Raw genomic sequence first — 22,397 nt, forward strand, 5'->3', positions numbered from 1 at the left:
GTGATCCGTTCTCAAGTTCAAATTCAGACCATTAGCGAGCCACGAAAACCCCTTGCAGCATAGTAGGAGTCTGCTCCATTGTGATACAAGAAGACGCGACCGAAGCGATAATCGCAAAAAAGTGCACCGCCGAGCTCTCTAATATCAGTGGGTGTTTGCACGAAAAGACCCTAAATATAAAAAGAGCTAACAAAATAAAAAAAGACAGTTCGTGTTATGAACTGTCTTTTTTTTTGGACATCATCCTGCAGGAATCACTTGTTTATAATAGGGGTTATCCGGTCTATTCTATTTGTCCAAATTCCACCTTTATAACTCTTTGGTAAACGCTCAAGGTCTGATTTCTCGTCAAATCCTTCTGACCAATTACCATCTCCGGCAACAAGAATAACCCTTGTATTGACATCCTCCATTCTTTTTACGAACTTGTTGGGAAATCCCCAAAGGTAAGAAGCATACTTTTCTGGTATATGAATTTGCGTATTTTTACAAGAACCGGGTATATAACCCGTCCAACTTAAAGCTTCATAAGAAAGTAGACAGCTTTTTAGCGTCTCTTTTGACATGACACGCATATCAGGCAAATTCTCCTTTAACGTTTCAATAGGTTCATCCCCGCCATATACTGATAGATCGCCTAGCCTTTCTTCAGAGTAATTAGAGAGGTACTCAGCTAATTGTTTACCCTCAGTTGGATCGTTACTCTTAATGTGAATTAAAAATTCCTTATTTGGAAAGTGCGTTAATACTTCATTTAATGTAGGCATCTGGCCTAATCCTTTCCCTCGAAAAGGATAAGTCTTTCCATTGTCAGCTGTATAACCATATCCTATATCTAACTTTCTAAGCTCTTCCATTGAATGGTCTCTTGTCTTGCCAGTACCATCTGTTCTACAATCAAGGGTCCAATCGTGAAAAATGGCAAATTCCCCATCACTCGTAGGTTGGATATCAATTTCGACTATATCTGCTCCTGCTTCGAAAGCTGCTTTCATTGAAGGAATAGTGTTTTCCAAGTAAGGGTGTTCAGGTTCATTGATAATTTCTGCTGTACACGTTTCTCCAGTAATACCTTCCATTGGAAAAGTTTGAGCTAAGCCCCGATGAGCCAGAAGGATCGGCTCCCCTTTTGTTTCCTCTATAAACATAGAACTATTATTTAGATAAACAAAAATCGTTAATACGAGGCTGACTAATATCGTTACTTTAAAGCCTTTTTTTATTTCTTTTTTCATTCGTTTCCCATCCCTATCCAAATAAATGATTTAACTATACATCAGACAAAACTATTCATAATCACAAGTCGTGGAAGCCGGAAGTTCCCTTTCTATTTAATTCCATTTGATTAAATTTGTCTACTGTTAAAAAACGATCATAATGAATAAAGATAGGGATGGTGTCTCACCGCTCTGATGACCACTAATATCTGGACGTATCAAGCAATTACAATATTTCGATATACCCTTCTGTTCCATGCACGCGAATTTTTTGCCCATCCCTTATAATTTTGGTAGCATTTTCGACTCCGACTACTGCAGGTAAACCATATTCACGTGCGATAACGGCTCCATGGGTCATGAGTCCACCTACTTCGGTTACTAAACCTTTTATGGATACAAATAATGGTGTCCAGCTAGGGTCAGTAAAGGAGGTGACTAAAATATCTCCATCTACTAGATCAGCATCTTCCATGTTTAAGATGACACGTGCTCGCCCCTCTATGACTCCGGAAGAAACAGGTAGACCTACAACAGCTTCTTCTGGGAGATTTCCCCGTTTGTACTCACCTGCAATGATTTCCCCATCAGACGTGATAACACGAGGGGGAGTTAGTTTTTCATATAATTTGTACTCGTCTTTTCGTTTGTTGATGATCTGGTCATCCAGTTTATTTGTACGTACGACTTCCCGAAGTTCTTCAAAAGTGAGATAGTAGATATCTTCTTTTTCATGAAGAATGTTGGCTTGAACGAGTTGTTCGGCTTCTTTCAATAAAGCCTGCTTATAAACGAAGTAGCGATTGACCATGCCGTATTTTGGATATTCACGATAACCGCTGAAATTCCGGATGAGGTTGATCATTCGTTTGGTTTCTTTGGCTTTTTGTTCCCCATCCGGTAATTGCCTCAATCGATCTACTAACTCTTGTTCCTTTTTCAATGCTTCCTGTCGCCCTTGCTCAAATTTCCGATTGCTGGCATTAGGCTCAAAGTTCTTGATGTTACTGAGAATCATTGGGACTAGTGCAGTTGGCTTTTCGCTCCAACGGGCTTTCGTAATATCGATTTCTCCGCTGCATCGTATTCCGTATTTGTTGAGAAAAGCATAGATCGCTTCTCGGGTTTCCTGTCCACCATCAAACGTAATCAGTTCATCCAAAAAGTTATCATCCTTTACATGTTGTAAATAATCAATGACTTCCGGATAAGGACGAATCACATCCGCGACATCCAATAGCGCCAGACCCATTTCTGAAGTAATATTGTTTGGGACAGATTGAGACAGGGTATCTGCCACGTTTTTTTCACCTAACCACTCGTTCATATGTTCATTGATCCATGATGAAGCTTCCATGGAAGACGTGATCACACCGGAACTTTGCGGGTCAAATAAAATCTTCTTTAATCGCTGGATATCTTCAGGAATAAAATCAAATAAATCAGATCCTGATTTCGTTTGAATGATTTGTTTTAACTCTTCTTTCGATGTTTGACTACTCTGAATCAAATCAGACACGATTGTCGGATCGCTTTCAATTTCAGTTTGATCACCCGATGTATTATTGCTTTTGCTGGGACTTGATACTTTTTCACCATCTGCTGACGATTGGATAAAATCATCTCGCTCTACGATGGTCGTGAGTGCGTCTTTTATGAGCGGATCAGATTTCCCCAAGGCATCTATTATCATTTTTCTTCTGACAGGCGAAGCCAAATGATGTGTGACATCAACAAACAATCTTCCACCAGCTATACGCATGGGTGCAGGAGTCGTTAACAGGTAAAAAGATAATCCCAGTGGCTTCATGGCGTCTGACATCATTTGCTGATGACCGACCGATACATAGACATGATTGTCTTGATCATTCGCTTCAGGGATCGGGTATAAAGTAGTGATGGGCCGACTCTGAACAATATAAAATGTATCATCAACCAAACACCATTCGATATCTTGCGGGCAACCAAAATGAGCTTCGATTTGTCTTCCCACGCGTGCCAGTTGCAAAATTTGTTGTTCAGTAAGGGTTTGAGTATTTTGCTGATCCGGACCGATCTGTTGTGTCTCTGTTCCGCCTTCTTTTCGTCCATAGATAGCCAATTTCTTGGTTGCGATCCTCTTATCGACGATTTCCCCTTCCTGTACTTTATAACAATCGGCTGATACTAAGCCTGAGACCAATGCTTCTCCAAGTCCAAAACCGGCATCGATTGATAGCACCTTCCGGTTGGACGTAACGGGATCAGCGGTAAATAAAATCCCTGAAGACTCTGGGAAAACCATCCTTTGAACGATAACGGACAATTGAACTTGACTGTGGTCAAACCCATTCTGCATGCGGTAGATGACCGCTCGATCCATAAAGAGGGAAGCCCAACATTTGCTTATATGCTGCAAGATCGCATCTTTGCCGATGATATTTAAAAAAGTGTCCTGCTGCCCGGCAAAAGAGGCATGAGGTAAATCTTCCGCGGTCGCACTGGAGCGCACGGCATAAGCATGTTCCTCGCCGAACTGGGAGAGATAGTGAGTAACGGCTTTCACAACATCGGAAGGAATGTCTACTTCCAGAAGGACCTGTCGAATCTTCCTGCTGATTTCACCAACCTGATCTCGATCCTCTGGCTTTAGCTTTGTTAGACTTTCCAACAAAGCATGATACGTTTCATTTTGTACGATGGCTTTTTGAAATCCAACTGTTGTCACACTAAATCCTTCTGGCACTTGGATTCCCTGAATTTTTGATAATTCCCCTAAATTTAACCCTTTTCCGCCTACGAGCAATAGTTGTGTTTGTTCAATTTCCTGAAAACGGAGAACCAAAGAACTCATTCTACATCTCCCCCTATCCATCAATGTTCTATTGATTTTAGCAGTAGCAAATGAGAATAAACAGTCTATAATAACCATTTTCAACATGCTATAATGGTATTAGGAAGAGATCGTTATTGTGGAGAAATTTATAATAACAAACGATCAGCCAGTCGTTTTTCTTATTATTTTCCTCAATATAACTCCCACAGCTAAGCCTGGTATGGCAGACAACATTGGTAGCCAAACAGGTCCTAATAAAATGCCAAATAGCCGAAAATTTGAAGAATTTATACATCCGACAGTGACAAAATAAGCAGCAAATACAAAGGGAAGAAAAGAATGGTTTCCTTTCCCTCCACCTGCATCTTTCCAAGCATCCCACATAGCCAAAAAATACAAACAAGGGTAAAACATTAACCATTGATAATCAGCTTGTCCAATCGCTTTTTCAATGTCCCCTTGAAAACTTGAGATAACCACTTTATTGAAGTTCGCCTGAACATTAATCATAAATTCTAAGAATATCAAGACGACCCCTTTTATTAATTTTCCGTTTAAAAATTGACCAAAGCCAGGAAGGGCAATACTCCATAGTAATTTTTCTTTTGGTTTAGCCACATGAGTTTAACCCGTTGCCCATTTTTTTCGATCATGTGCTGAAGGTGGTTTCTCTAACCAACTTATCAATCATAATATTGCCCCATGTCTTGTGGATATATCTGAGGCATACTCTAACACTTCGCGAATATTAGGATCTTCTACATCCTTTAAAAAATGCGAAATCGTACAAATTCCTAATGAATCGTTCAGATAGGAACCCCATAATTTTGCCACTTCACTTGACGTTAATTTGATAGGATCGTGATTACTTTCCATTAAATAACCTCCTATTTTTTAATGCATCAAGCATAATATTCTCAAAAACAGGAATTATATTTAGGAACTACCTGATTAAATTCTAACCGGTGGATTATGTGAATTCCTTCATCATTTCTGCATAAAACCAAAATTTCGGTGCCGTTTTCGTCCTTCGAAAACGACACCTTTCACAACAATTCAACCACAGATTATGAATACAATTTCCTATTTTATAAATAATAACTCTAACATAACCCTGATATGGGAAGGAATTTCAACTATTATGGAAAATAAAATGATTCAACTTACTTCATCAGAAATAGCTTCTCTTTGGACTGCTTTTATGAATAACAGTATGTCTATTCAATTTTTAAACTATTTCCTAAGTACAGTTGAAGATCCAGAAGTAAGGTCAATAATTGAAAAAGGGCATAGCATTTCAGACGAACTTCTTACACAGATAACCGCAGTCTACCAACAAGAGAGCATCCCTATTCCGAATGGTTTTTCAGATAGTGATGTTAACCTAAATGCTCCTAGATTATTTACAGATTCATTTATGATTTCTTATGTAAACCATATGTCTAAAGCAGGGATGTTAGGTTATAGTGGATTTTTATTAATGAGTGCAAGAAAGGACATCAGAAAACTCTTTAAGAATGCACTACAAATGACCTCTGACTTATATGACGAAAGTTCGGAGATTCTTCTTGAAAAAGGATTATATATTCGGTCACCTTATATTAATTACCCTCAACAAAAGGATTTTGTGGACAGCAAAAAATATTTAAGTGGCTTAAATCCATTTTCTAACAAACGACCATTAAATACGGTGGAACTTTCTCATTTACATATGAATATCCAAAACAATTTAATCGGGGCTAAATTATCTATTGCGTTTGCACAATCTTCACCAAGGAAAGAAGTCATTAAACTTATGCTGCAAGGAAAGGATATTTCTGAAAAACACGTAAAAATTTTCTCTAAAACCTTACTCGATAATAATACACAATCTCCTGTATCTTCTGATGTTTCGATAACGGACTCAACAGCACAGGTATTTTCAGATCAATTAATCATATTTCATCAAGGATTGTTAACTGCTTCGGGGACGGGCAACTATGCAACCGCAGCAGCTGCAAGTCAAAGAAGTGATTTAGTGCTAAATTACGAGAGACTTTCACTTGAGATTGCCCAGTACGCTAAAAGTATTGCTGATTTGATGATTCAAAACGAATGGCTTGAACAGCCACCAGGAACTACGGATAAAGTAAAGTTAGCACAAGAAAAAAAGCAAAATTAAGTGGTTACAGGTACTACTATTACATTTTTAAAAAAGGCAGAGCATTGTTAATGCTTGCCTTTTCTTACTAGTTACTTCGTATATGAATTGAGAAGAATGCATCCCTTTAAAATTCTACGATTGCCACATAATTATTTAGCTCACTTGTTAATTCGGCAGCGAATGCAAGAATAACCCCTACCTACTAAAAAAATCGAGTATAAAATCTTTAAGATTTCATACTCGCTTTCCTATGCTAATTCATTGTTTCTTCACGTTAAGTAATGATGTTAAATCATTTTATACTACTGGATATAAACATGGAGGCATCCTGATTCATGAAAATACGATGTCCATGATGGAATGTCTTTATTTCATTTGAATTAAATCCCACTTCAGATAGTCTTTCTTTCAGTTCTTCATGGGAAAAACCGTTATGAACCTTCGGATGGTTGATGTGATCGTTTTTGTCAAAGTCAACAATAATGAGCTTGCCTCCATCATTCAGAATGTTGAACAACTCTTGCAAAATTTTTTTAGTATCGGGAATATGAAGAAGAACGAGTGACATTAACACGATGTCAGCCTTAAGGTCAGGCGTTCCTTGGGTAAAATCTGAATAAAGTACTTTTGAGTTGGTGATTCCTTTGTGAGAAATTTTAGCTTTTGCAACCTCCAGCATTTGTTCTGATGAATCGACCAACAAAATGGAATCGACCAGATCTGTTAATGCTAAACTAATTAGCCCGGTACCACTCCCATAGTCGATTAAAGATTTTGTTTTACTATTTTGTAGTTCTGGTCTTACTTCCTCAACGATTACTTTAGCTAATTCCATTCTATCTTCTGTATCATATCTTTTTGCCATCTCTTCAAAAACGTTATTTTCCATATTTAACTCTCCTATTCATAAAAAAATTGAAACTGGTAATCATTATATCAAAATCAAATCATTAAGGTGCGATTCTCCCCTCGGTTGGCGAGTGCTTGCCCAGTGGATTTTTGGTACACTACTTATAGTTCATTTATGGAGAAGCGAGGTGATTTGTTCATGGAAAGTTTGACACCAGAAGAAAAGCAGCAGTCGATTGAAGCGTTTGCGTCGATTATCCGCAAATCGGAAAATGCGCTTTCACATATGAAAACTGATGCGCCACAGACAAGGTTACTTGAAAAGCGATTGAAGGCTGCTCGGATTGGGGCAGATGCGCTTCTTGAACAATGGGAGGGTAAGGAATTGGATGTCAGCAAAGCAGATTTGATTGAAGCGAAAAAGGTGCTAGAGGGCTTGTTGTTGACACTTCCTTCATTTCTTGAGAAGTCAAAAGCGGGCAGTGGACAGCAGACCTACATTACGAGAAGGATAAAGGCTTTTAATGTTGCGGTTTTGTATATGGACGAGTTAATTAAAATGTGAACAAGCGTAAGTATCCCTCGTCAAGATCGTGTCACGTTCTGGATCTTAATCATTCATGATAACTACCACGCGACGGTACTCCCACATTCAACTAACCCATTTACCCAAATAAAAAGCCGGCATCCGCCGGCTCCAACATTACTTACCTATGATTCCTGCACACGTCTCTTAAATTATTCATTACTTCTTCTTTCTCTTCCCATGAATAAATGGAAGCCCCGGCAGCCAATGGATGTCCACCGCCGTTGTATTTTTTGGCGATGGTATTGATGACTGGTCCTTTGGAACGGAGTCGGACCCTGATTTGATCTTCTTCCTCAATGAAGAATACCCACGCTTTGATGCCTTTTACGTTCCCCAAAGTACTGACCAATAAGGAAGCTTCTGAAGGAACGACTTGATGCTGTTCCAGTATTTCTTTCGTCATGATCATGCTTGCACAGCCGTCCTGATCCATTTCGAAGTTTTGAAGGACATATCCGTGTAGCTTGATGACATTGGAATCTATCTCGTACATTCTATTGAATAGTTCATTACGGTCAAAATCGAAGCGAATCAATTCGCCTGCGATATCAAACGTGTTCTGGGTTGTGCTCGGATAAAGGAATCTTCCCGTATCTCCCACAATCCCGGCAAATAAAAGTCTTGCGCCTTCATTTGATAGTGTTAATCCTTTATCCTTACCGAACAAGTAGAATTCATAAATCATTTCGCTTACTGAGCTTGCGGATGTATCGATCCATAGGTAATCTCCGTATGCATCTTCATTCGGGTGATGATCAATTTTAACAAGCTTATCCCCCAATTTATAGCGACTGTCACAGATTCGTTCTTCATTCGCCGTATCGCAAACGATGATTAAAGCGCCTTCGAAAACGTGGTCTTCAATGACATCCAAACGTTTTAAATAATGAAGACTTTCATCTTCTTTCCCGACTGCATAGATCTTTTTATCCGGGAAGGATGATTTCAGTATTTCAACCAGTCCCCCCTGGGAACCGTATGCGTCCGGATCTGGGCGAACATGTCTATGCACAATGATGGTTTCATATTGTTTGATGAGGTTCAGGATTTGTTCTTTCATGGGAATCTCCTTTGTAGTGGATTTTTTATTTGGCATTCTGTCCTGATATCTGTAAAATAGTAGCGAGAGAAGTCAACGATGGAGGACAAAACTATGTATTTTCTCGCACTACTGATTGTTGTAACATTCACCTTTTATGTCTTTTATAAGATCAGACAGGTTCGAACGAATCGACCTATGGAAAAGAAATGGTTATCGGCGAAGGCAAGCATTGCCCTGGGGCTATTTGTTGCCCTGTTTGGGATCAATCAGCTGTTTTTATTCCCTGGAACGCTGACGTATTTTATCGGCGGTCTTTTCATCCTGATCGGGCTAGGAAGCTGCTGGGCCGGCTATAAGTTGTACAAGCACGTGCTTCCTTATGCTCAAAGAGAAGCGAAAGAACTGGATAACCAATAAGGTACGAAAGACTAGATGTTATATCTAGTCTTTTTTTGTTTGTAGGTACTTTTTAATGAGCGAGCAGTGGTTGATTTCCGCTCCAGATGCTCGCTTTCCGCGGGGCGTGAGTTGCCTCCTCGGGCTTTGCCCTGTGGGGTCTCAACTGTCACACTCCGGCGGCTAGCCCCTCGAGGTCATAAGCTAAATGGTCCAAGAAGGCAAAAAACGCCTTCCCGGCCATTCATCTTATGCTTGTCAGGGCTGATCAAGCCGCCTGCGCTTTTCGTACTGTCCCGCTATTCCCGCAGGAGTCGAGCATCTTCGGCTCCAATCAACATAAGGATTATCTGTTTATCATATACTTCCAAATACATATTAATCACTACATTTATAGCCATGTGTTGTCAATAAAGTGAACTAATGACGATCAATCAACTGGCAAATCATCAGGGATTTCCCTACCATTACACCTTCACAATATACTTCTACGTCCACTTTACCAAATTTTCTTCCTACGTCGAGTACTTTCGGGTGAATTTCGAGCATACTCTCCATTTGTACAGGCTTGATGAAATAGATGGTCATGTTTTCGATGACAATATCCCCTTTTTTATAGGGCTTCAATGCACGATTGGCCGCTTCTGTCATTAATGTAGTGAATACACCATACGAAATCGTACCAATTCCCGTTGTCATCTGTGGAGTAACAGCAAAAAGGTAGACTTCTTTATCGCCCTTCTTTTCACTCGCTGCTTCTACTCCGTTACTGATCAGATCATCAATCGTTTCCCCAACCTGAGGCTGCCTTTGAATCATTTGCAGAGCCTTTAATACGTCCTGACGGCTGATGATCCCTTGCAGCTTGTTTTGTTCATTGACGACGGGGAGTAATTCGATCCCTTCCCAGATCATGATATGAGCGGCGGAAGCGACACTGGTATTCGGACTTACGGTGATCGGTTGTTTGGTCATGATCTTATCGATCCCCGTATACTTTTCCTGGCCCATTACGTCTTTAGAGGTGACCATGCCATGTACTTTCAGGTTGTTATCCACTACTGGGAAACGGCTGTGAAACGTATACTGATTCTTTTCGTACCATTCCTCCAACGTATCATCTATATGCAAGTACGCTGTGTCATCTGCTTTTGTTAAAATATCTTCTACCAATACGATTTCCTTTTTGATAAGCTGATCATAGATGGCCCTGTTGATCATGGTGGCCACTGTAAAGGTGTCGTAGGAAGTAGAAATGATCGGGAGTTCGAGCTCATCTGCAAGCTTCTTGACATGATCTTCTGTATCGAATCCACCGGTAATCAGTACGGCAGCCCCGGCTCTCAGTGCGTGCTCATGGGCCTGGGTCCGGTTCCCGATGATCAACAGGTTCCCAGCTTCCGTGTATCTCATCATGGCTTCAAGCTTCATCGCTCCAATAACGAACTTATTGAGCATTTTATGTAATCCCGTTCTTCCACCCAATACTTGTCCATCAATGATATTGACCACTTCTGCATAGGTGAGCTTTTCGATGTTATCTTTCTTCTTTTGCTCGATCCGAATTGTTCCGACGCGCTCGATGGTGCTTACATATCCTTTGGTTTCAGCATCTTTAATCGCCCTGTATGCTGTTCCTTCACTCACATTCAATGCTTTTGCAATTTGGCGAACGGAGATTTTTTCACCGACTGGCAAGGTATCTATGTAGTCTAATATTTGTTCATGTTTAGTAGCCAAGCTTTTCACCCTTCTTTATAACGTCCTGCTTCATATGTTTATTATAATGTGAAAAGCGTGGGGTTTCAATTTAATCGGGGCTTACATTGGTGTAAGCCCACTGATTTGGAGAACTTTGATGCTTTTGAACATAGATAGTGCTGGTTGATTTCCGCTCCAGGTGCTCGCTTTCCGCGGGGCGTGAGTTGAGCCTCCTCGGGCTAAAGCCCTGTGGGGTCTCAACTGTCTAGCTCCGGCGGCTAGCCCCTCGAGGTCATAAGCTAAATGGTCCAAGAAGGCAAAAAACGCCTTCCCGGCCCATTCATCTTATGCTTGTCGGGGCTAGGCGAGCCGCCTCCGCTTTTCGTACTTTCCCTCTATTCCCGCAGGAGTCGAGCACCTTCCGCTTCAATCAACTTTCAGGGTTTGTTTACTTTAACAATACCATTTTAATAGAACACCTTTTATAAAAGAGGCTTATCCAAATGATCTTGATTTCATTTTTCTTACAGGCTTCACTTTCACTCTATTACTCTTTGCCGCTCCTTTAGATGTGTATAGTAGGGCTGCAAGATTCCCCGCTACGACAAATGTGGCAAGGACGAGCCAGCTGATGGCAAAGATGCCTTGAATGCCTTCAGCAAAAATGGACATGCGGGGAGCTCCATAATAAATGAGGGCTCCTGTGATCAGTAAACAGAGAATGTATCGTTGTTTCACACGTTTTTCCTCCTCTCTAGGCTTGTATCATGTATATGCGAGTGAATGGAGGATATTGTTTAAACATGAGAAAAAGGGTGATGCAAACGCACCACCCTTCCCTTATTAGTATTCTATTACATCTCCAGCCTTCATGACCTGTCCTTCACAATCTTCGAGCAAGTCGATGAATTTCTGCGGATCCTGTTTGATCGGCGGGAACGTATCATAGTGAATCGGTACGACTTTCTTCGCTTTTAAGAAGCTTGCTGCCGTAGCTGCATCTTCTGGTCCCATCGTGAAATTATCCCCGATCGGAAGGAACGCAAGATCAATCGGATGACGCTCCCCGATCAGTTTCATATCTGAGAATAAGCCTGTATCCCCCGCATGGAAGATTGTTTTCCCTTCAATCATCAAGAGAACGCCTGCAGGCATACCCATATAAATGATTTCATTTCCATCTGTAATTAGACCTGAGCCGTGGAACGCCTGTGTCAATTTCACTTTCCCGAAGTCAAATTCATAAGCTCCTCCGACATGCATCGGATGGGTCTTCACTAATTGCCAGCTTAAGTACGTCGCCAGTTCATGGTTCGCGATCACCAATGAATCATTCTTTTTTGCAAGTTCGACGGTGTCACCTACGTGATCGTTGTGACCATGTGTAAGGATGATCACATCAGGTTTCTCGTCATCCACTTTAAGATCCGTCAGTTCGTTTCCGTTGATGAATGGATCGATTAAAATCGTTTTTCCGTTCGTTTCGATTTTCACTACTGAATGTCCATGATATGAAATCTTCATTTTGCATCTCCTCCAAATAAACTTATCTATTTTTCTTACTCTCGTATGCTACTTTATGTTATACCCCAATTTTATAAAAATAAGCGAGTAGTGGCAATTAAGTTGTTGTCTCTACTCATATAAAACAGTAATAAAAAAAACAAGGTCAACCCTTGGTAAGTGAGATTTTCTATTTTACAGCTGATTGATCATCCGCTTCCTTTTCCAATACATTTTCGATATAATCTTTTCCCCACTCATACATAGCCTCTAAAATCGGCAACAGTCTTTCACCATGCTCGGTAAGTGAGTATTCAACTTTTGGTGGAACTACAGGATAAACCTCTCGGTGCACGATTAAATGATCTTCAAGTTCGCGTAATTGGTTTACAAGCATTCTTTGGGTTATTCCCGGCATCAGGGACTTTAATTCACCAAATCGTTTCGTTCCTTCCTTGCCTAGATGCCATAAAATTAACATTTTCCATTTACCACCGATTACTGCGAGCGTTAATTCTTTCTCACAGTTAAAATTTTTCTCTCCTAAATTTGGCATTTACGTCAACTCTCCTTTATTTCATCCAATAGTATACTTTTTATCACTATATGCGATGAAAGTGCGTACTTCAAATTTATTTACATACTGAGTATACTAAACAGCATGCTAGTGAGTAAATACATTCTCATGACAACACTTAGCATAACTAATTAAAATTTATAATAAGGAGCGAATATAAATGAAATTACAATTAGCATTAGATCTTGTGGATATTCCAGGAGCAATTGCATTAGTAAAAGAGGTAGAAGAGTATATTGATGTTGTAGAAATTGGTACACCTGTGGTGATCAATGAAGGCCTAAAAGCAGTGAAAGAAGTAAAAGCAGCATTCCCTGACTTAACCGTATTAGCGGACCTAAAAATTATGGATGCAGCTGGATATGAAGTAAGTCAAGCCTCTGCTGCGGGTGCTGACATCATTACGATTCTTGGAACGGCAGAAGACGAGTCCATTAAAGGCGCAGTAGAAGAAGCCCGAAAACATGGGAAACAAATCCTTGTTGATATGATTGCCGTGAAAGACGTTGCCGCCCGTGCGAAAGAACTGGACGAACTTGGTGCCGATTATATTTGTGTACACACAGGCTACGATCTGCAAGCTGTAGGGAAAAATTCCTTTGAAGATCTACACACGATCAAAAGCGTTGTGAAAAATGCCAAAACGGCGATTGCCGGTGGAATCAAATTAGAAACACTCCCGGAAGTTATTAAAGAACAGCCTGACCTCATCATTGTAGGTGGCGGGATTACAAGCAAAGAAGATAAACGAGCGACTGCACGTGAAATGCAGGAATTAATTCACCAAGGGTAATGGTAATGAAACGATGACGTCTACTCAATATTTAGCCAAAGTCGTGGAAGAATTAAGACAAACGGTGCACTTAATCTCTGATGAAGAGGCAGAGAAATTAGTAACCCTGATTCTAGAATCCAAGAAAATCTTTGTCGCTGGTGCTGGCAGATCTGGATTGATGGGGAAATCTTTTGTGATGCGTATGATGCACATGGGGATTGATGCCTATGTCGTTGGGGAAACTGTAACAGCCAACTTAGAAAAGGATGATCTATTAATCATTGGATCTGGTTCAGGAGAAACCAAAACGTTAGTGGCCATTGCTGAAAAAGCTAAAAGCTTGGGAGGTACAGTCGCAGCAATAACCATTTCTCCTGAATCAACCATCGGAAAATTAGCTGATCTGACCGTTACATTACCAGGAGTAACGAAAGACCAGTCTGAAGGTGATTACAAAACGATCCAACCAATGGGCTCTCTATTTGAGCAAACGATGTTGTTATTTTATGATGCCATCATCCTGCGATTTATGGAGAAAAAGGAATTGGATTCTACTAAAATGTATGGTAAACATGCTAATCTCGAATAGAGTAAAAGATACAGAAAAGGCCACATTTCATTATGCGGCCTTTTCTGTATACGCATTACACCGAAGATTTCAACATCTCTACTATATTAACATAAAAAAGCCGACTGAACATTCCCATGCAGTCGGCTTCGTGGTGTTATTGTTGCTCTAATTGTGTTCTTGTGTCTGAGTAGTCTACAGTGTGCGCTTCGGCAACGGCTTGGTATGTCACATATCCGTTCAACGTGTTGATACCTTTTAATAGCGCTTCGTTTTCCAGGCATGCTTTTTTGTAGCCTTTGTTTGCGATTTGAACCGCGTAAGGTACTGTTACGTTTGTAAGTGCGATAGTAGACGTACGTGGTACGGCACCAGGCATGTTGGCAACGGCATAATGCACAACTCCGTGCTTCACGTAAGTTGGATCGTCATGAGTTGTGATGCGGTCCGTTGTTTCGAAGATTCCACCTTGGTCGATGGCGATATCGACTACAACTGATCCCGACGTCATCGCTTTGATCATGTCTTCTGTTACTAATTTAGGTGCTTTCGCTCCTGGAATTAGTACAGCTCCGATGACTAGGTCCGCTTCTCTTACAGCTTGTTCGATATTCAGCGGGTTAGACATAAGTGTTGTTACGTCGCTTCCGAAGATATCATCCAGCTGACGAAGGCGATCCGGGTTAAGGTCAAGGATTGTTACGTTGGCACCAAGTCCGACAGCCATTTTCGCTGCATTCGTACCAGCAACTCCTCCACCGATGATCGTTACTTTACTGCGGCGAACCCCTGGGACACCTGAAAGTAATACACCTTTACCACCGTGGATCTTCTCTAAGAACTGTGCACCGATTTGAGTCGCCATACGTCCAGCTACTTCACTCATCGGAGTTAGTAGTGGAAGGGCACGATTCAGTTCAACCGTTTCGTACGCGATTCCGATCACTTTATTATCGATTAACGCTTTCGTTAATTCAGGTTCTGGAGCAAGATGTAAATATGTAAATAAGATAAGTCCCTCACGGAAATAAGAGTACTCACTTGGAAGTGGCTCTTTAACTTTCATGACCATGTCCATGGACCATGCTTCCGCTGCAGAATCAACAATGTGTCCACCTGCTGCTACGTAATCTTCATCTGTAAATCCTGAGCCTAATCCAGCTCCTGATTCGATGTAAACCTCATGTCCAAAAAGAACCAGATTCACAACACCTGCGGGAGTCATAGCCACCCGATTTTCATTATTTTTAATTTCCGTTGGTACACCAATACGCATACTAAGCCAACCTCCTAAATGCACTATTGCTCCTTGGAGCATTTACTTCCTAAATATAACACTATTCATATATAATAGCGAAGGGCAATTACTCACCCTGTAAGCACTTACATTCTAACAAATAAATAAGGAAATATCTCTATTTTTCTTTAAAAAGTTTAATGATTATTTCTTCGCTTTTTTCCAAAAATTCTTTAAAATAGAAACGATGCATATTAGTATACCCAAAGGAGATCATTCCATGAAACAACCTATGATCGAAAGACTCGGACTTGAAAAGGTCCCACCACAATTAAAATCAACCACATGGATCGAATACTTCATCATACAGCTCGCCTTCTCCGTGAACGCAGGAAACTTCCTCATCCCGGCACTGGCCGTCCTGGAAGGCGGACTATCCTTTCAGGCAGCGTTCCTCGCCACCGTACTCGGAGCAAGCGTCGCCTTCCTATTCGTATCATTCCTGTCTCTACCGGGCTCCCGCTACGGCCTGCCCGCTCAATATGTCCTAAGATCCATCATCGGAACCCGGCTGTCGATGCTCATCGCATCCCCCATCCGGTCCCTGACGTCCCTCTACTGGTTCAGCGTCCAAACCATCGGAGGAACCTTCGTCGTGATCTCCATGGTGGAAAAAGTAACACCTTACACCATTCCATTCATCCCAGTCGCCATCGGACTCGCCATCATCATGACCCTTCTAGCCCTCATCGGCTTCGAAGCCGTCAAGAAAGCGACCAAACTATTCATCCCGATCCTCGTGATCGGACAGGGAATCATCCTGTACCTATTCCTAACCAATGGAGCCGATTCCCTCCCAACACTAAGTCAAGGCCAGGAACCATTCTCCATCGGAACGTTCCTATTCTACTCAAGCCTCGTCTTCGTCCAATACATCTCCGGCGTCAGCGCATCATCCGACATTACCCGCTACAGCAAAAGCGATCGCCACGGATTCTGGGGTCTCTACGGTGGAAACGTCGTCGGCTTCATGATGACTGCACTGCTTGGAGGATTGAGTGCCAGCTTGTTCAAAGATCTGAATCCATTCGTGGCAGCCAGTCAACTGACCGACTCCAGTCTGCTTCTCTTGGTGATTACGGCGTGTGCGATGGTATCGATGATTTCTATTAATCTTAGTAATGCGTATACAGGGGGATACAGTCTGCTTAATGCACTTCCGTCTCTATCGCGGATACAAAGTGCACTATTGTTCAGTGTAGCCGGGATTATTTTAAGTTCGTTTCCTCAGCTGGTTTATAATGCGCAGGAGTATATTTCATATTTGGGGATCTTGATCATTCCGATATCGGCGATTGTGGTGGCTGATTATTTGGTTATTCGAAAAGGGAGGATTTCTGAGAGTGCGCTTGTTCGGCTTGCGAGTGGGGAGTCGAATTTTAATCGTGAGGCGTTGGTTGTGTTGGGGGTTGGGATGGTGTTTTATTTGGTGATTCCGGATTCGTTTTCACCGGGGTTTAGTTGTTTTATTGTTACTTGGGTTGTTTATGTGGTTAGTAAGATGCGAGGTGGGATGGAAGGACAGGAGGCTATTCAGAAGCTTGGTTAAGGAAAAAGAGTGAACCTGTATGTAAACTGGCACCCATGTCAAGGACACTTATAAAAAAAGAGTTTATGCAGCTAAAAGATGATTCCTATATTGAATAGGGGTCATCTTTTTTAGATTCCACTGATAACGGTAATTGTTATAGTAAGTCATGTAATGATGAATTTTCGATTTTAATTCCTTTAGTGTTTTAGCTGATTGATAATCTACATCATCTTTTAGGTGACCAAAGAATGATTCTTGAGGGGCGTTGTCCCAACAGTTTCCTCTTCGTGACATGGACTGTCTCAAGCCATACTTTATTAATAGCTTTTGGAATCGGGGGCTCGTGTAGTGGCTTCCCTGATCTGAGTGGATAAAGGCATCTGGATCAAGAGTGACCTTTTTATTGTTCATTAACTTATGGATTGTTTGGGTTGCGATGCCCAACGTAATTCGGTCAGACACATGGTAGGCCAGAATTTCGTTGGTGGACCCATCTTTTATGGTCGACAAATAAGCCATACGATTATGGTTGTATGGCAAGTAGGTGATATCTGTCAATAAAACTTTTCCTGGGATTCCTTGCTTGAAATCCCTGTTTAATTTGTTTGGAACGACCTGGTGCTCTTTTGTCGCCTTTGAGATTTGTTTATAGGGATTTGGTTTCCTGTGGGGGCAGACAATTCCGTATTTCTTCATAATTCTTTGGATCTTTTTACGGCTAAGGATAAGATTATACTCATTCTCTAAAATCATTTTAATGGAACGTGAACCTTTTTTATAACCCCTGCGGTTAAAAGCTTTTAAGATGATTTCCTTCACTTTTAGATCTAGCCGTTCCTTGGCCTCACGTACGGGAGATGCCTTCAAATAGCTATAAAATCCAGAACGTGAAACCTCTAAAAGATCACAAAAATATCTTGTCATCCTTTTAAAACCAGTATGTTCAAAGGTTTCTTGAATCAATTGAAATGCCTTACTTGGTCTTAGGTTTTTTCTTTTGTTTAACAGCCTCCTTTCTGTCGCTTCTAGCTTTTTTAACAACTCAACCTGCCCCTCTAAAAGCTTGATTCGTGCATTTTGTCTTTCAATCACTTCAGAAGGTGTAAGCTCCCGTTTGAAAGCCCTGCCAGATTCCGTTTTTCTTGAATCTGTAAGTCCTATTAATTCTTTTGTTTCATAAGCTTTCTTCCACCTATAAGCAGCTAATTCAATTCGTTTTACACCGATAACTTCCTCATCAAAGCCATTCTCCATAAAGATTTGTCGCGGTCGTTTCCCTGTTAGATACTCATCTACAAATCTATTTTTGAAAGCATTTGTGTAGGTGATGGATTTCTCACTAACTCGTTGTACATTTGGATTCTTTTGAAGTACTTTAATCTCTTTAGCTGAAAATATTACTTTACTCATAATGGCTCCTAGTCCCCGTTATTGTGAAGTTTAAGTATATAAAAAAATACCTGTAGGTAAAACACTCTTTTTCAAGCGTCTTAACTACAGGTACCAGTTTAATGTAAGGTTCACTCTTTTAGGAGACGGCAGTCTTTTGTTAGTTCCCCTTCATTAGTTCTGCTTTTGCTTTCAGATTCTCTTTTTGAAATTTCAACTCATACCGTGGAACTAACCCCATTATCAGAAAAATAATTACCTATTAATTGTATCAACTATTTCCTTAAATTCTTCCTCATACATTTGTTTAAATGATCTGCCTACTTTATCACTCAAAAATTTGATGAAGTCATCCATTGGAGGTATTACAGAATTTAATTTCCGCATATCTACTGCCAGATTAACCATTAATTCTGGTGTAAGTGATGCTTCAATAATACTTTGCTCTAAATCTACTTTTTTGTCTCTCCAATGAGTAACATATTTTAACCTCTCCATAACATCATAAATATTCGCTTCAAATCCATCATATCTATTTTTTTCAGAATAGTAATCTACATCATCTTTACTAACTATAATGAAAAATAACTTTTCTTGAAAATTTTCATCTTGCATTATTTGCATAACTTCATACATGCAATTTAGTGATTGAATATATGCACTACTCACTACTGAAATTACAAAGTCATGATCCCTAATAGTCTTCATGAATTCGTCCAAACTATCCCTGTAAGATGTAACTTTTATATCACGAGTTACTTTTAAGGTATTATATTTCCCTAATTGTTCCTCTAGAATATTCACTAGATCACTATCTTTGTGTGCATAGGAAATGAAGACCTTTTTTATGTTCATATCTTCTACATCACCATTTTCGTTAATTTTATATGGTATATTATTTACCTTTACCAACTCATATGATTTATCAATAGAAATGTAAAATAGATTGTTACCTTCAAAAGTAAAGCTATTATATTCTATTTTCACCGCACCACTTAATAAATCAATAACTTTTTTCATATTGAGATTAAAAGCAAATTTTTTAATATTTAAAGTTTTACCATCATCTTTTATACCTAAAATGATATCTCCACCGTTAACATTCGAGTATGCAGCAACAATTTTCGCTATTTCTTCATTACTTGCTATTGGATGAATGTACGATGTATTTTCTCTATTGTTTGTATTTATTTTATTTTTAATATCATTAACTGTTCTACACACAAAAACTACCTCGCTTATATCTTTGTTAGTGGAATTTTAGATATACCTGTTGTTTTAAGTAAATCACCTAAAGTAACCATCGCTTGTTTTACTCCATCATCCGTCCACAATTGATATGCGTAATCATCTAAAGCTTCTAGTTCTTCATCATAGTAAAATATTATTTTTTGATAATCACTTGGACGAATTATTATTCTAATGTTTTCTCCTTTAAAATTAGCAGGAAAAACAGTATCTGAATACTTATCATTCAGCCATTCTTCTAAAGTTGCTGGAAGGGCATAATCTTTTAGAGTGCTTAAATATTTAAAAATATTCTCTATACTCCTACTTAGTAATTTTTCAACATACCTTTTCAACTCATCGGATGAAGTAACAATATGTTTTAATTGTTGTACAATATCATCCTTACTCAGTTCTGAGTTATTAATAATCTCTAATACTTTATCTCGATTATTAATTATTTCGTCTAGTTCTTCATACTTAATATTATTTTCTTCAATTTTTTCTGCTATTTTATATCTTCTTAGATTTTCTTCTGGAGAAGACAACATCATTCTCTTTGTGTATAAATTTTCAAACCACTCTTTTGAATCTTCTGGGTTTGATAGGAACCAATTGGTTAATCTGTTAAAAATCTTTTGAGTAGATTCATTTCTTTCTTCCCTATCAATAGCTTCCTTAGTTAAAAGTTGTGATACCTTTATATCAATTCGTTCAGAGCATATTTCATTCGACCTAATTTTGTTTGGATGATCTTGAAAAAATTGAACAAATGCAATAATTTCTTGATTCAATAACTTCACTTTAATTTTTCCACCCAATAACGTTAGGATTTGTTTTAGTTCAGTATCTATATTTTCATCAAAATAAATATTTTCAAACGATACAAATTCATTATTTTGATTCGGAACAAATGCAGATTCGACTACTTCCTCAATACCAGCATCCCTAATCCAAAGAGAATAAAATGAATTTAACCATTTTGCATAAGCCTTATCTTCCAACCAAAAAACTAATTGATCGATACTTAAACCTTTAAATCTATTGTTTAACCAGGAGAATCCAACATTCTCTCCAAAAACCGCAGCCCAGCCTAAGTAAGTACCTTTAGTTGGTATAGATACTCCTTTACAATTCGCTAAAATATCCCAAAGCAAATCCTTATATATGCTTGATTTCGTTTTCGGAATACATAGTTTCACGTCACCATTATTATCTTTAAACCCTAATCTTTTTCTCACTCCCAAATGATTATGAATTGGAACAATTGCACTGTGATCTATATATTCTCTTATTTCTTTGTAACTAAATGCTTGGATAATTGATGAGGTAGAAGGCTTTAAAATACAAATATTATATTCATTTCTAGTCTTTTCACTTTCTGAACAATAATCTATTAATTCCTTGTATAAAGAGACAGCTCCCTTTATTAATTCATTATTTACTGGATTGCTGTCTCTAATAGCATTTCTATCCCTTTCTACTTCAAATAATTTTGAATTAACGACTATAGGAAAGCTAAATTCTTCAGTTCCTAATAGAGGGAATTCACAGAAGATTTTTGGCATAGTGCTGGAAAAGGGTAAGAAATATAACTTATCGTCCTTCCGTTCAATAGCACAAGCAATCGTTACATTATTTTCATTTAATATGAGCAACTCTTTATTACCATCAGATGAGTCAATTTGAACAACTTTTAATTTGTCATTTACTTTTGAATTTTTTTCTCTTACCTTTTTATAACAATTACCATTGTATATTATGGAGTTGATGTTCTCATTAAAAGTTAATACATAAGGGATAGCCTCTTTTAGATCTACTATTCCTTCCTCTACTGCTTCTTTAATGTCTTCATCCTCTATGGAATAAATAAATTTTGTATCCTCATAAATATCTTGTAAATCCCCTTGATTCCTGCTAATATGTTCTAATTTTTCTAACATAATTTTAGTTTTATTCTTAATATCGTTATAGTCATCTCCCGATCTATCAACTGTAAACTCTAATTTTTTATACTTGTTATCTTCCTGAATATAAGACCCTTGAATTTGTACAGTGTCTGATAATAGATGGGTTGACATAAACCCCGTTCCAAATTTACCAGTTTTCTTTTCTTTAGAACTTTGCTTAGATGAGATTTGTGTGATTAAGTCTAATAAATTTTCATAAGAAAAAGGCAATCCACTATGACTGAATATTATACCGTCTTTAGAATAATCAATTTTTATATCTATTTTCTTATCTTTAGGCGTACAATCAGAGGCATTCTGAATTAGTTCCCATACCCATCTACGCCTAATAGCCCTCTTTTCTATAATTGAAGACTCGTTTATCTTTTTCAATTCATCCCAAATTGTATTGGAACTTGCATCTAATACTTTTTTTAATAAAACATTTTCAATAGACATAAGAATAATCAATCCTCTTTTTCTTCTGAATACACATTTATTAATTAATTCTTCAGATATATTCACGGTAACAGCTCTTAATTCCTATAGTAACAATGACCCCATCTCCATGAGATAATCATGGTAATTCGAGCTAATAGAAAGATTTAAACTGACTTCGACTTAACATTGTAAAAATCCTTCCACAAGTAACAAAATGATATCCCAAGTTACAATTTGATGCACTTAAAAATGAGTACTTTTCAAATTGAAATATCGCTTTAATTGGTGGGGTCCCCCTGATACATCAATACATAATGTACCACTGGTCTGACCCTAATACTTAATAATTTTCTAGTAGTATAAAGATACCGACATAAGAAATAGACAT

Annotated in this window: 20 protein-coding genes and 1 pseudogene; 6 read left to right on the forward strand and 15 right to left on the reverse strand. The window is 39.0% G+C overall.

The window, feature by feature from the left end:
- Positions 1–23: 23 nt before the first annotated feature.
- The 5 genes and pseudogenes from AC6CIB_RS15135 to AC6CIB_RS15155 form a co-directional block, all read right to left on the reverse strand.
- A pseudogene (locus AC6CIB_RS15135) lies at positions 24–164 on the reverse strand (DUF4256 domain-containing protein); the annotation flags it as partial.
- 90 nt (positions 165–254) lie between these two features.
- The gene (locus AC6CIB_RS15140; protein ID WP_498281983.1) at positions 255–1,235 is read right to left on the reverse strand and encodes a glycerophosphodiester phosphodiesterase family protein; all 981 of its coding nucleotides are present in this window, start codon (positions 1,233–1,235) and stop codon (positions 255–257) included.
- 208 nt (positions 1,236–1,443) lie between these two features.
- A complete protein-coding gene (gene ppsA, locus AC6CIB_RS15145) occupies positions 1,444–4,050 on the reverse strand; it encodes a phosphoenolpyruvate synthase (protein WP_498281985.1) in 2,607 nt (868 codons plus the stop codon).
- A 144-nt stretch (positions 4,051–4,194) separates the two neighbouring features.
- Positions 4,195–4,650: a hypothetical protein gene (locus tag AC6CIB_RS15150; protein ID WP_498281987.1), complete on the reverse strand. Its 456-nt coding sequence runs from the start codon at positions 4,648–4,650 to the stop codon at positions 4,195–4,197.
- 69 nt (positions 4,651–4,719) lie between these two features.
- On the reverse strand, positions 4,720–4,908 hold the full coding sequence (locus tag AC6CIB_RS15155) for a DUF3231 family protein (RefSeq protein WP_498281989.1): 189 nt from the start codon (positions 4,906–4,908) through the stop codon (positions 4,720–4,722).
- Positions 4,909–5,173: 265 nt separating this feature from the next.
- Between AC6CIB_RS15155 and AC6CIB_RS15160 the strand changes: the two genes are divergently transcribed.
- Positions 5,174–6,193, forward strand: coding sequence for a DUF3231 family protein (locus tag AC6CIB_RS15160; protein ID WP_498281991.1), 1,020 nt, complete (start codon positions 5,174–5,176; stop codon positions 6,191–6,193).
- A 274-nt stretch (positions 6,194–6,467) separates the two neighbouring features.
- Here AC6CIB_RS15160 and AC6CIB_RS15165 read toward each other — a convergent pair whose 3' ends face one another.
- Positions 6,468–7,064: a class I SAM-dependent methyltransferase gene (locus tag AC6CIB_RS15165; RefSeq protein WP_498281993.1), complete on the reverse strand. Its 597-nt coding sequence runs from the start codon at positions 7,062–7,064 to the stop codon at positions 6,468–6,470.
- A gap of 159 nt (positions 7,065–7,223) precedes the next feature.
- Between AC6CIB_RS15165 and AC6CIB_RS15170 the strand changes: the two genes are divergently transcribed.
- Positions 7,224–7,589, forward strand: coding sequence for a hypothetical protein (locus AC6CIB_RS15170; RefSeq protein WP_498281995.1), 366 nt, complete (start codon positions 7,224–7,226; stop codon positions 7,587–7,589).
- Between the two features lie 142 nt (positions 7,590–7,731).
- On the opposite strand, the gene AC6CIB_RS15175 is transcribed toward AC6CIB_RS15170, so the two are convergent.
- A complete protein-coding gene (locus AC6CIB_RS15175; protein WP_498281997.1) occupies positions 7,732–8,673 on the reverse strand; it encodes a DHH family phosphoesterase in 942 nt (313 codons plus the stop codon).
- Positions 8,674–8,766: 93 nt separating this feature from the next.
- Here AC6CIB_RS15175 and AC6CIB_RS15180 point away from each other — a divergent pair, with 93 nt between their 5' ends.
- Positions 8,767–9,072, forward strand: coding sequence for a YtpI family protein (locus AC6CIB_RS15180; protein ID WP_148970857.1), 306 nt, complete (start codon positions 8,767–8,769; stop codon positions 9,070–9,072).
- 399 nt (positions 9,073–9,471) lie between these two features.
- Here the strand turns inward: AC6CIB_RS15180 and AC6CIB_RS15185 are convergent, their stop codons facing one another.
- The 4 genes from AC6CIB_RS15185 to AC6CIB_RS15200 all read right to left on the reverse strand — a co-directional run bounded on the left by AC6CIB_RS15185 (position 9,472) and on the right by AC6CIB_RS15200 (position 12,811).
- The gene (locus AC6CIB_RS15185; RefSeq protein WP_498281999.1) at positions 9,472–10,791 is read right to left on the reverse strand and encodes a DRTGG domain-containing protein; all 1,320 of its coding nucleotides are present in this window, start codon (positions 10,789–10,791) and stop codon (positions 9,472–9,474) included.
- 456 nt (positions 10,792–11,247) lie between these two features.
- Positions 11,248–11,490 (reverse strand): hypothetical protein, encoded by a 243-nt coding sequence (locus AC6CIB_RS15190; protein ID WP_498282001.1) that lies wholly within the window; start codon positions 11,488–11,490, stop codon positions 11,248–11,250.
- Positions 11,491–11,595: 105 nt separating this feature from the next.
- Entirely contained in the window at positions 11,596–12,276 is a 681-nt protein-coding gene (locus AC6CIB_RS15195) for a metal-dependent hydrolase (protein ID WP_428975046.1), read from the reverse strand.
- Between the two features lie 169 nt (positions 12,277–12,445).
- Complete coding sequence (locus AC6CIB_RS15200; RefSeq protein ID WP_498282003.1) at positions 12,446–12,811, reverse strand: winged helix-turn-helix transcriptional regulator; 366 nt, start codon at positions 12,809–12,811, stop codon at positions 12,446–12,448.
- 181 nt (positions 12,812–12,992) lie between these two features.
- Here AC6CIB_RS15200 and hxlA point away from each other — a divergent pair, with 181 nt between their 5' ends.
- On the forward strand, positions 12,993–13,625 hold the full coding sequence (hxlA, locus tag AC6CIB_RS15205; protein ID WP_498282005.1) for a 3-hexulose-6-phosphate synthase: 633 nt from the start codon (positions 12,993–12,995) through the stop codon (positions 13,623–13,625).
- A gap of 13 nt (positions 13,626–13,638) precedes the next feature.
- Positions 13,639–14,196, forward strand: coding sequence for a 6-phospho-3-hexuloisomerase (gene hxlB, locus AC6CIB_RS15210; RefSeq protein ID WP_498282007.1), 558 nt, complete (start codon positions 13,639–13,641; stop codon positions 14,194–14,196).
- A 136-nt stretch (positions 14,197–14,332) separates the two neighbouring features.
- On the opposite strand, the gene ald is transcribed toward hxlB, so the two are convergent.
- Positions 14,333–15,451 (reverse strand): alanine dehydrogenase, encoded by a 1,119-nt coding sequence (gene ald, locus AC6CIB_RS15215; RefSeq protein WP_498282009.1) that lies wholly within the window; start codon positions 15,449–15,451, stop codon positions 14,333–14,335.
- 241 nt (positions 15,452–15,692) lie between these two features.
- Between ald and AC6CIB_RS15220 the strand changes: the two genes are divergently transcribed.
- On the forward strand, positions 15,693–17,021 hold the full coding sequence (locus AC6CIB_RS15220; RefSeq protein WP_498282011.1) for a purine-cytosine permease family protein: 1,329 nt from the start codon (positions 15,693–15,695) through the stop codon (positions 17,019–17,021).
- A gap of 63 nt (positions 17,022–17,084) precedes the next feature.
- On the opposite strand, the gene AC6CIB_RS15225 is transcribed toward AC6CIB_RS15220, so the two are convergent.
- The 3 genes from AC6CIB_RS15225 to AC6CIB_RS15235 all read right to left on the reverse strand — a co-directional run bounded on the left by AC6CIB_RS15225 (position 17,085) and on the right by AC6CIB_RS15235 (position 22,093).
- Entirely contained in the window at positions 17,085–18,413 is a 1,329-nt protein-coding gene (locus AC6CIB_RS15225) for an IS3 family transposase (RefSeq protein WP_498282013.1), read from the reverse strand.
- A gap of 234 nt (positions 18,414–18,647) precedes the next feature.
- Positions 18,648–19,616: a TIR domain-containing protein gene (locus AC6CIB_RS15230; protein ID WP_498282015.1), complete on the reverse strand. Its 969-nt coding sequence runs from the start codon at positions 19,614–19,616 to the stop codon at positions 18,648–18,650.
- A gap of 14 nt (positions 19,617–19,630) precedes the next feature.
- Positions 19,631–22,093: a sacsin N-terminal ATP-binding-like domain-containing protein gene (locus AC6CIB_RS15235; protein WP_498282017.1), complete on the reverse strand. Its 2,463-nt coding sequence runs from the start codon at positions 22,091–22,093 to the stop codon at positions 19,631–19,633.
- Positions 22,094–22,397: the final 304 nt, after the last annotated feature.

The sequence above is a fragment of the Rossellomorea sp. GQ25 genome (genome assembly GCF_059758515.1).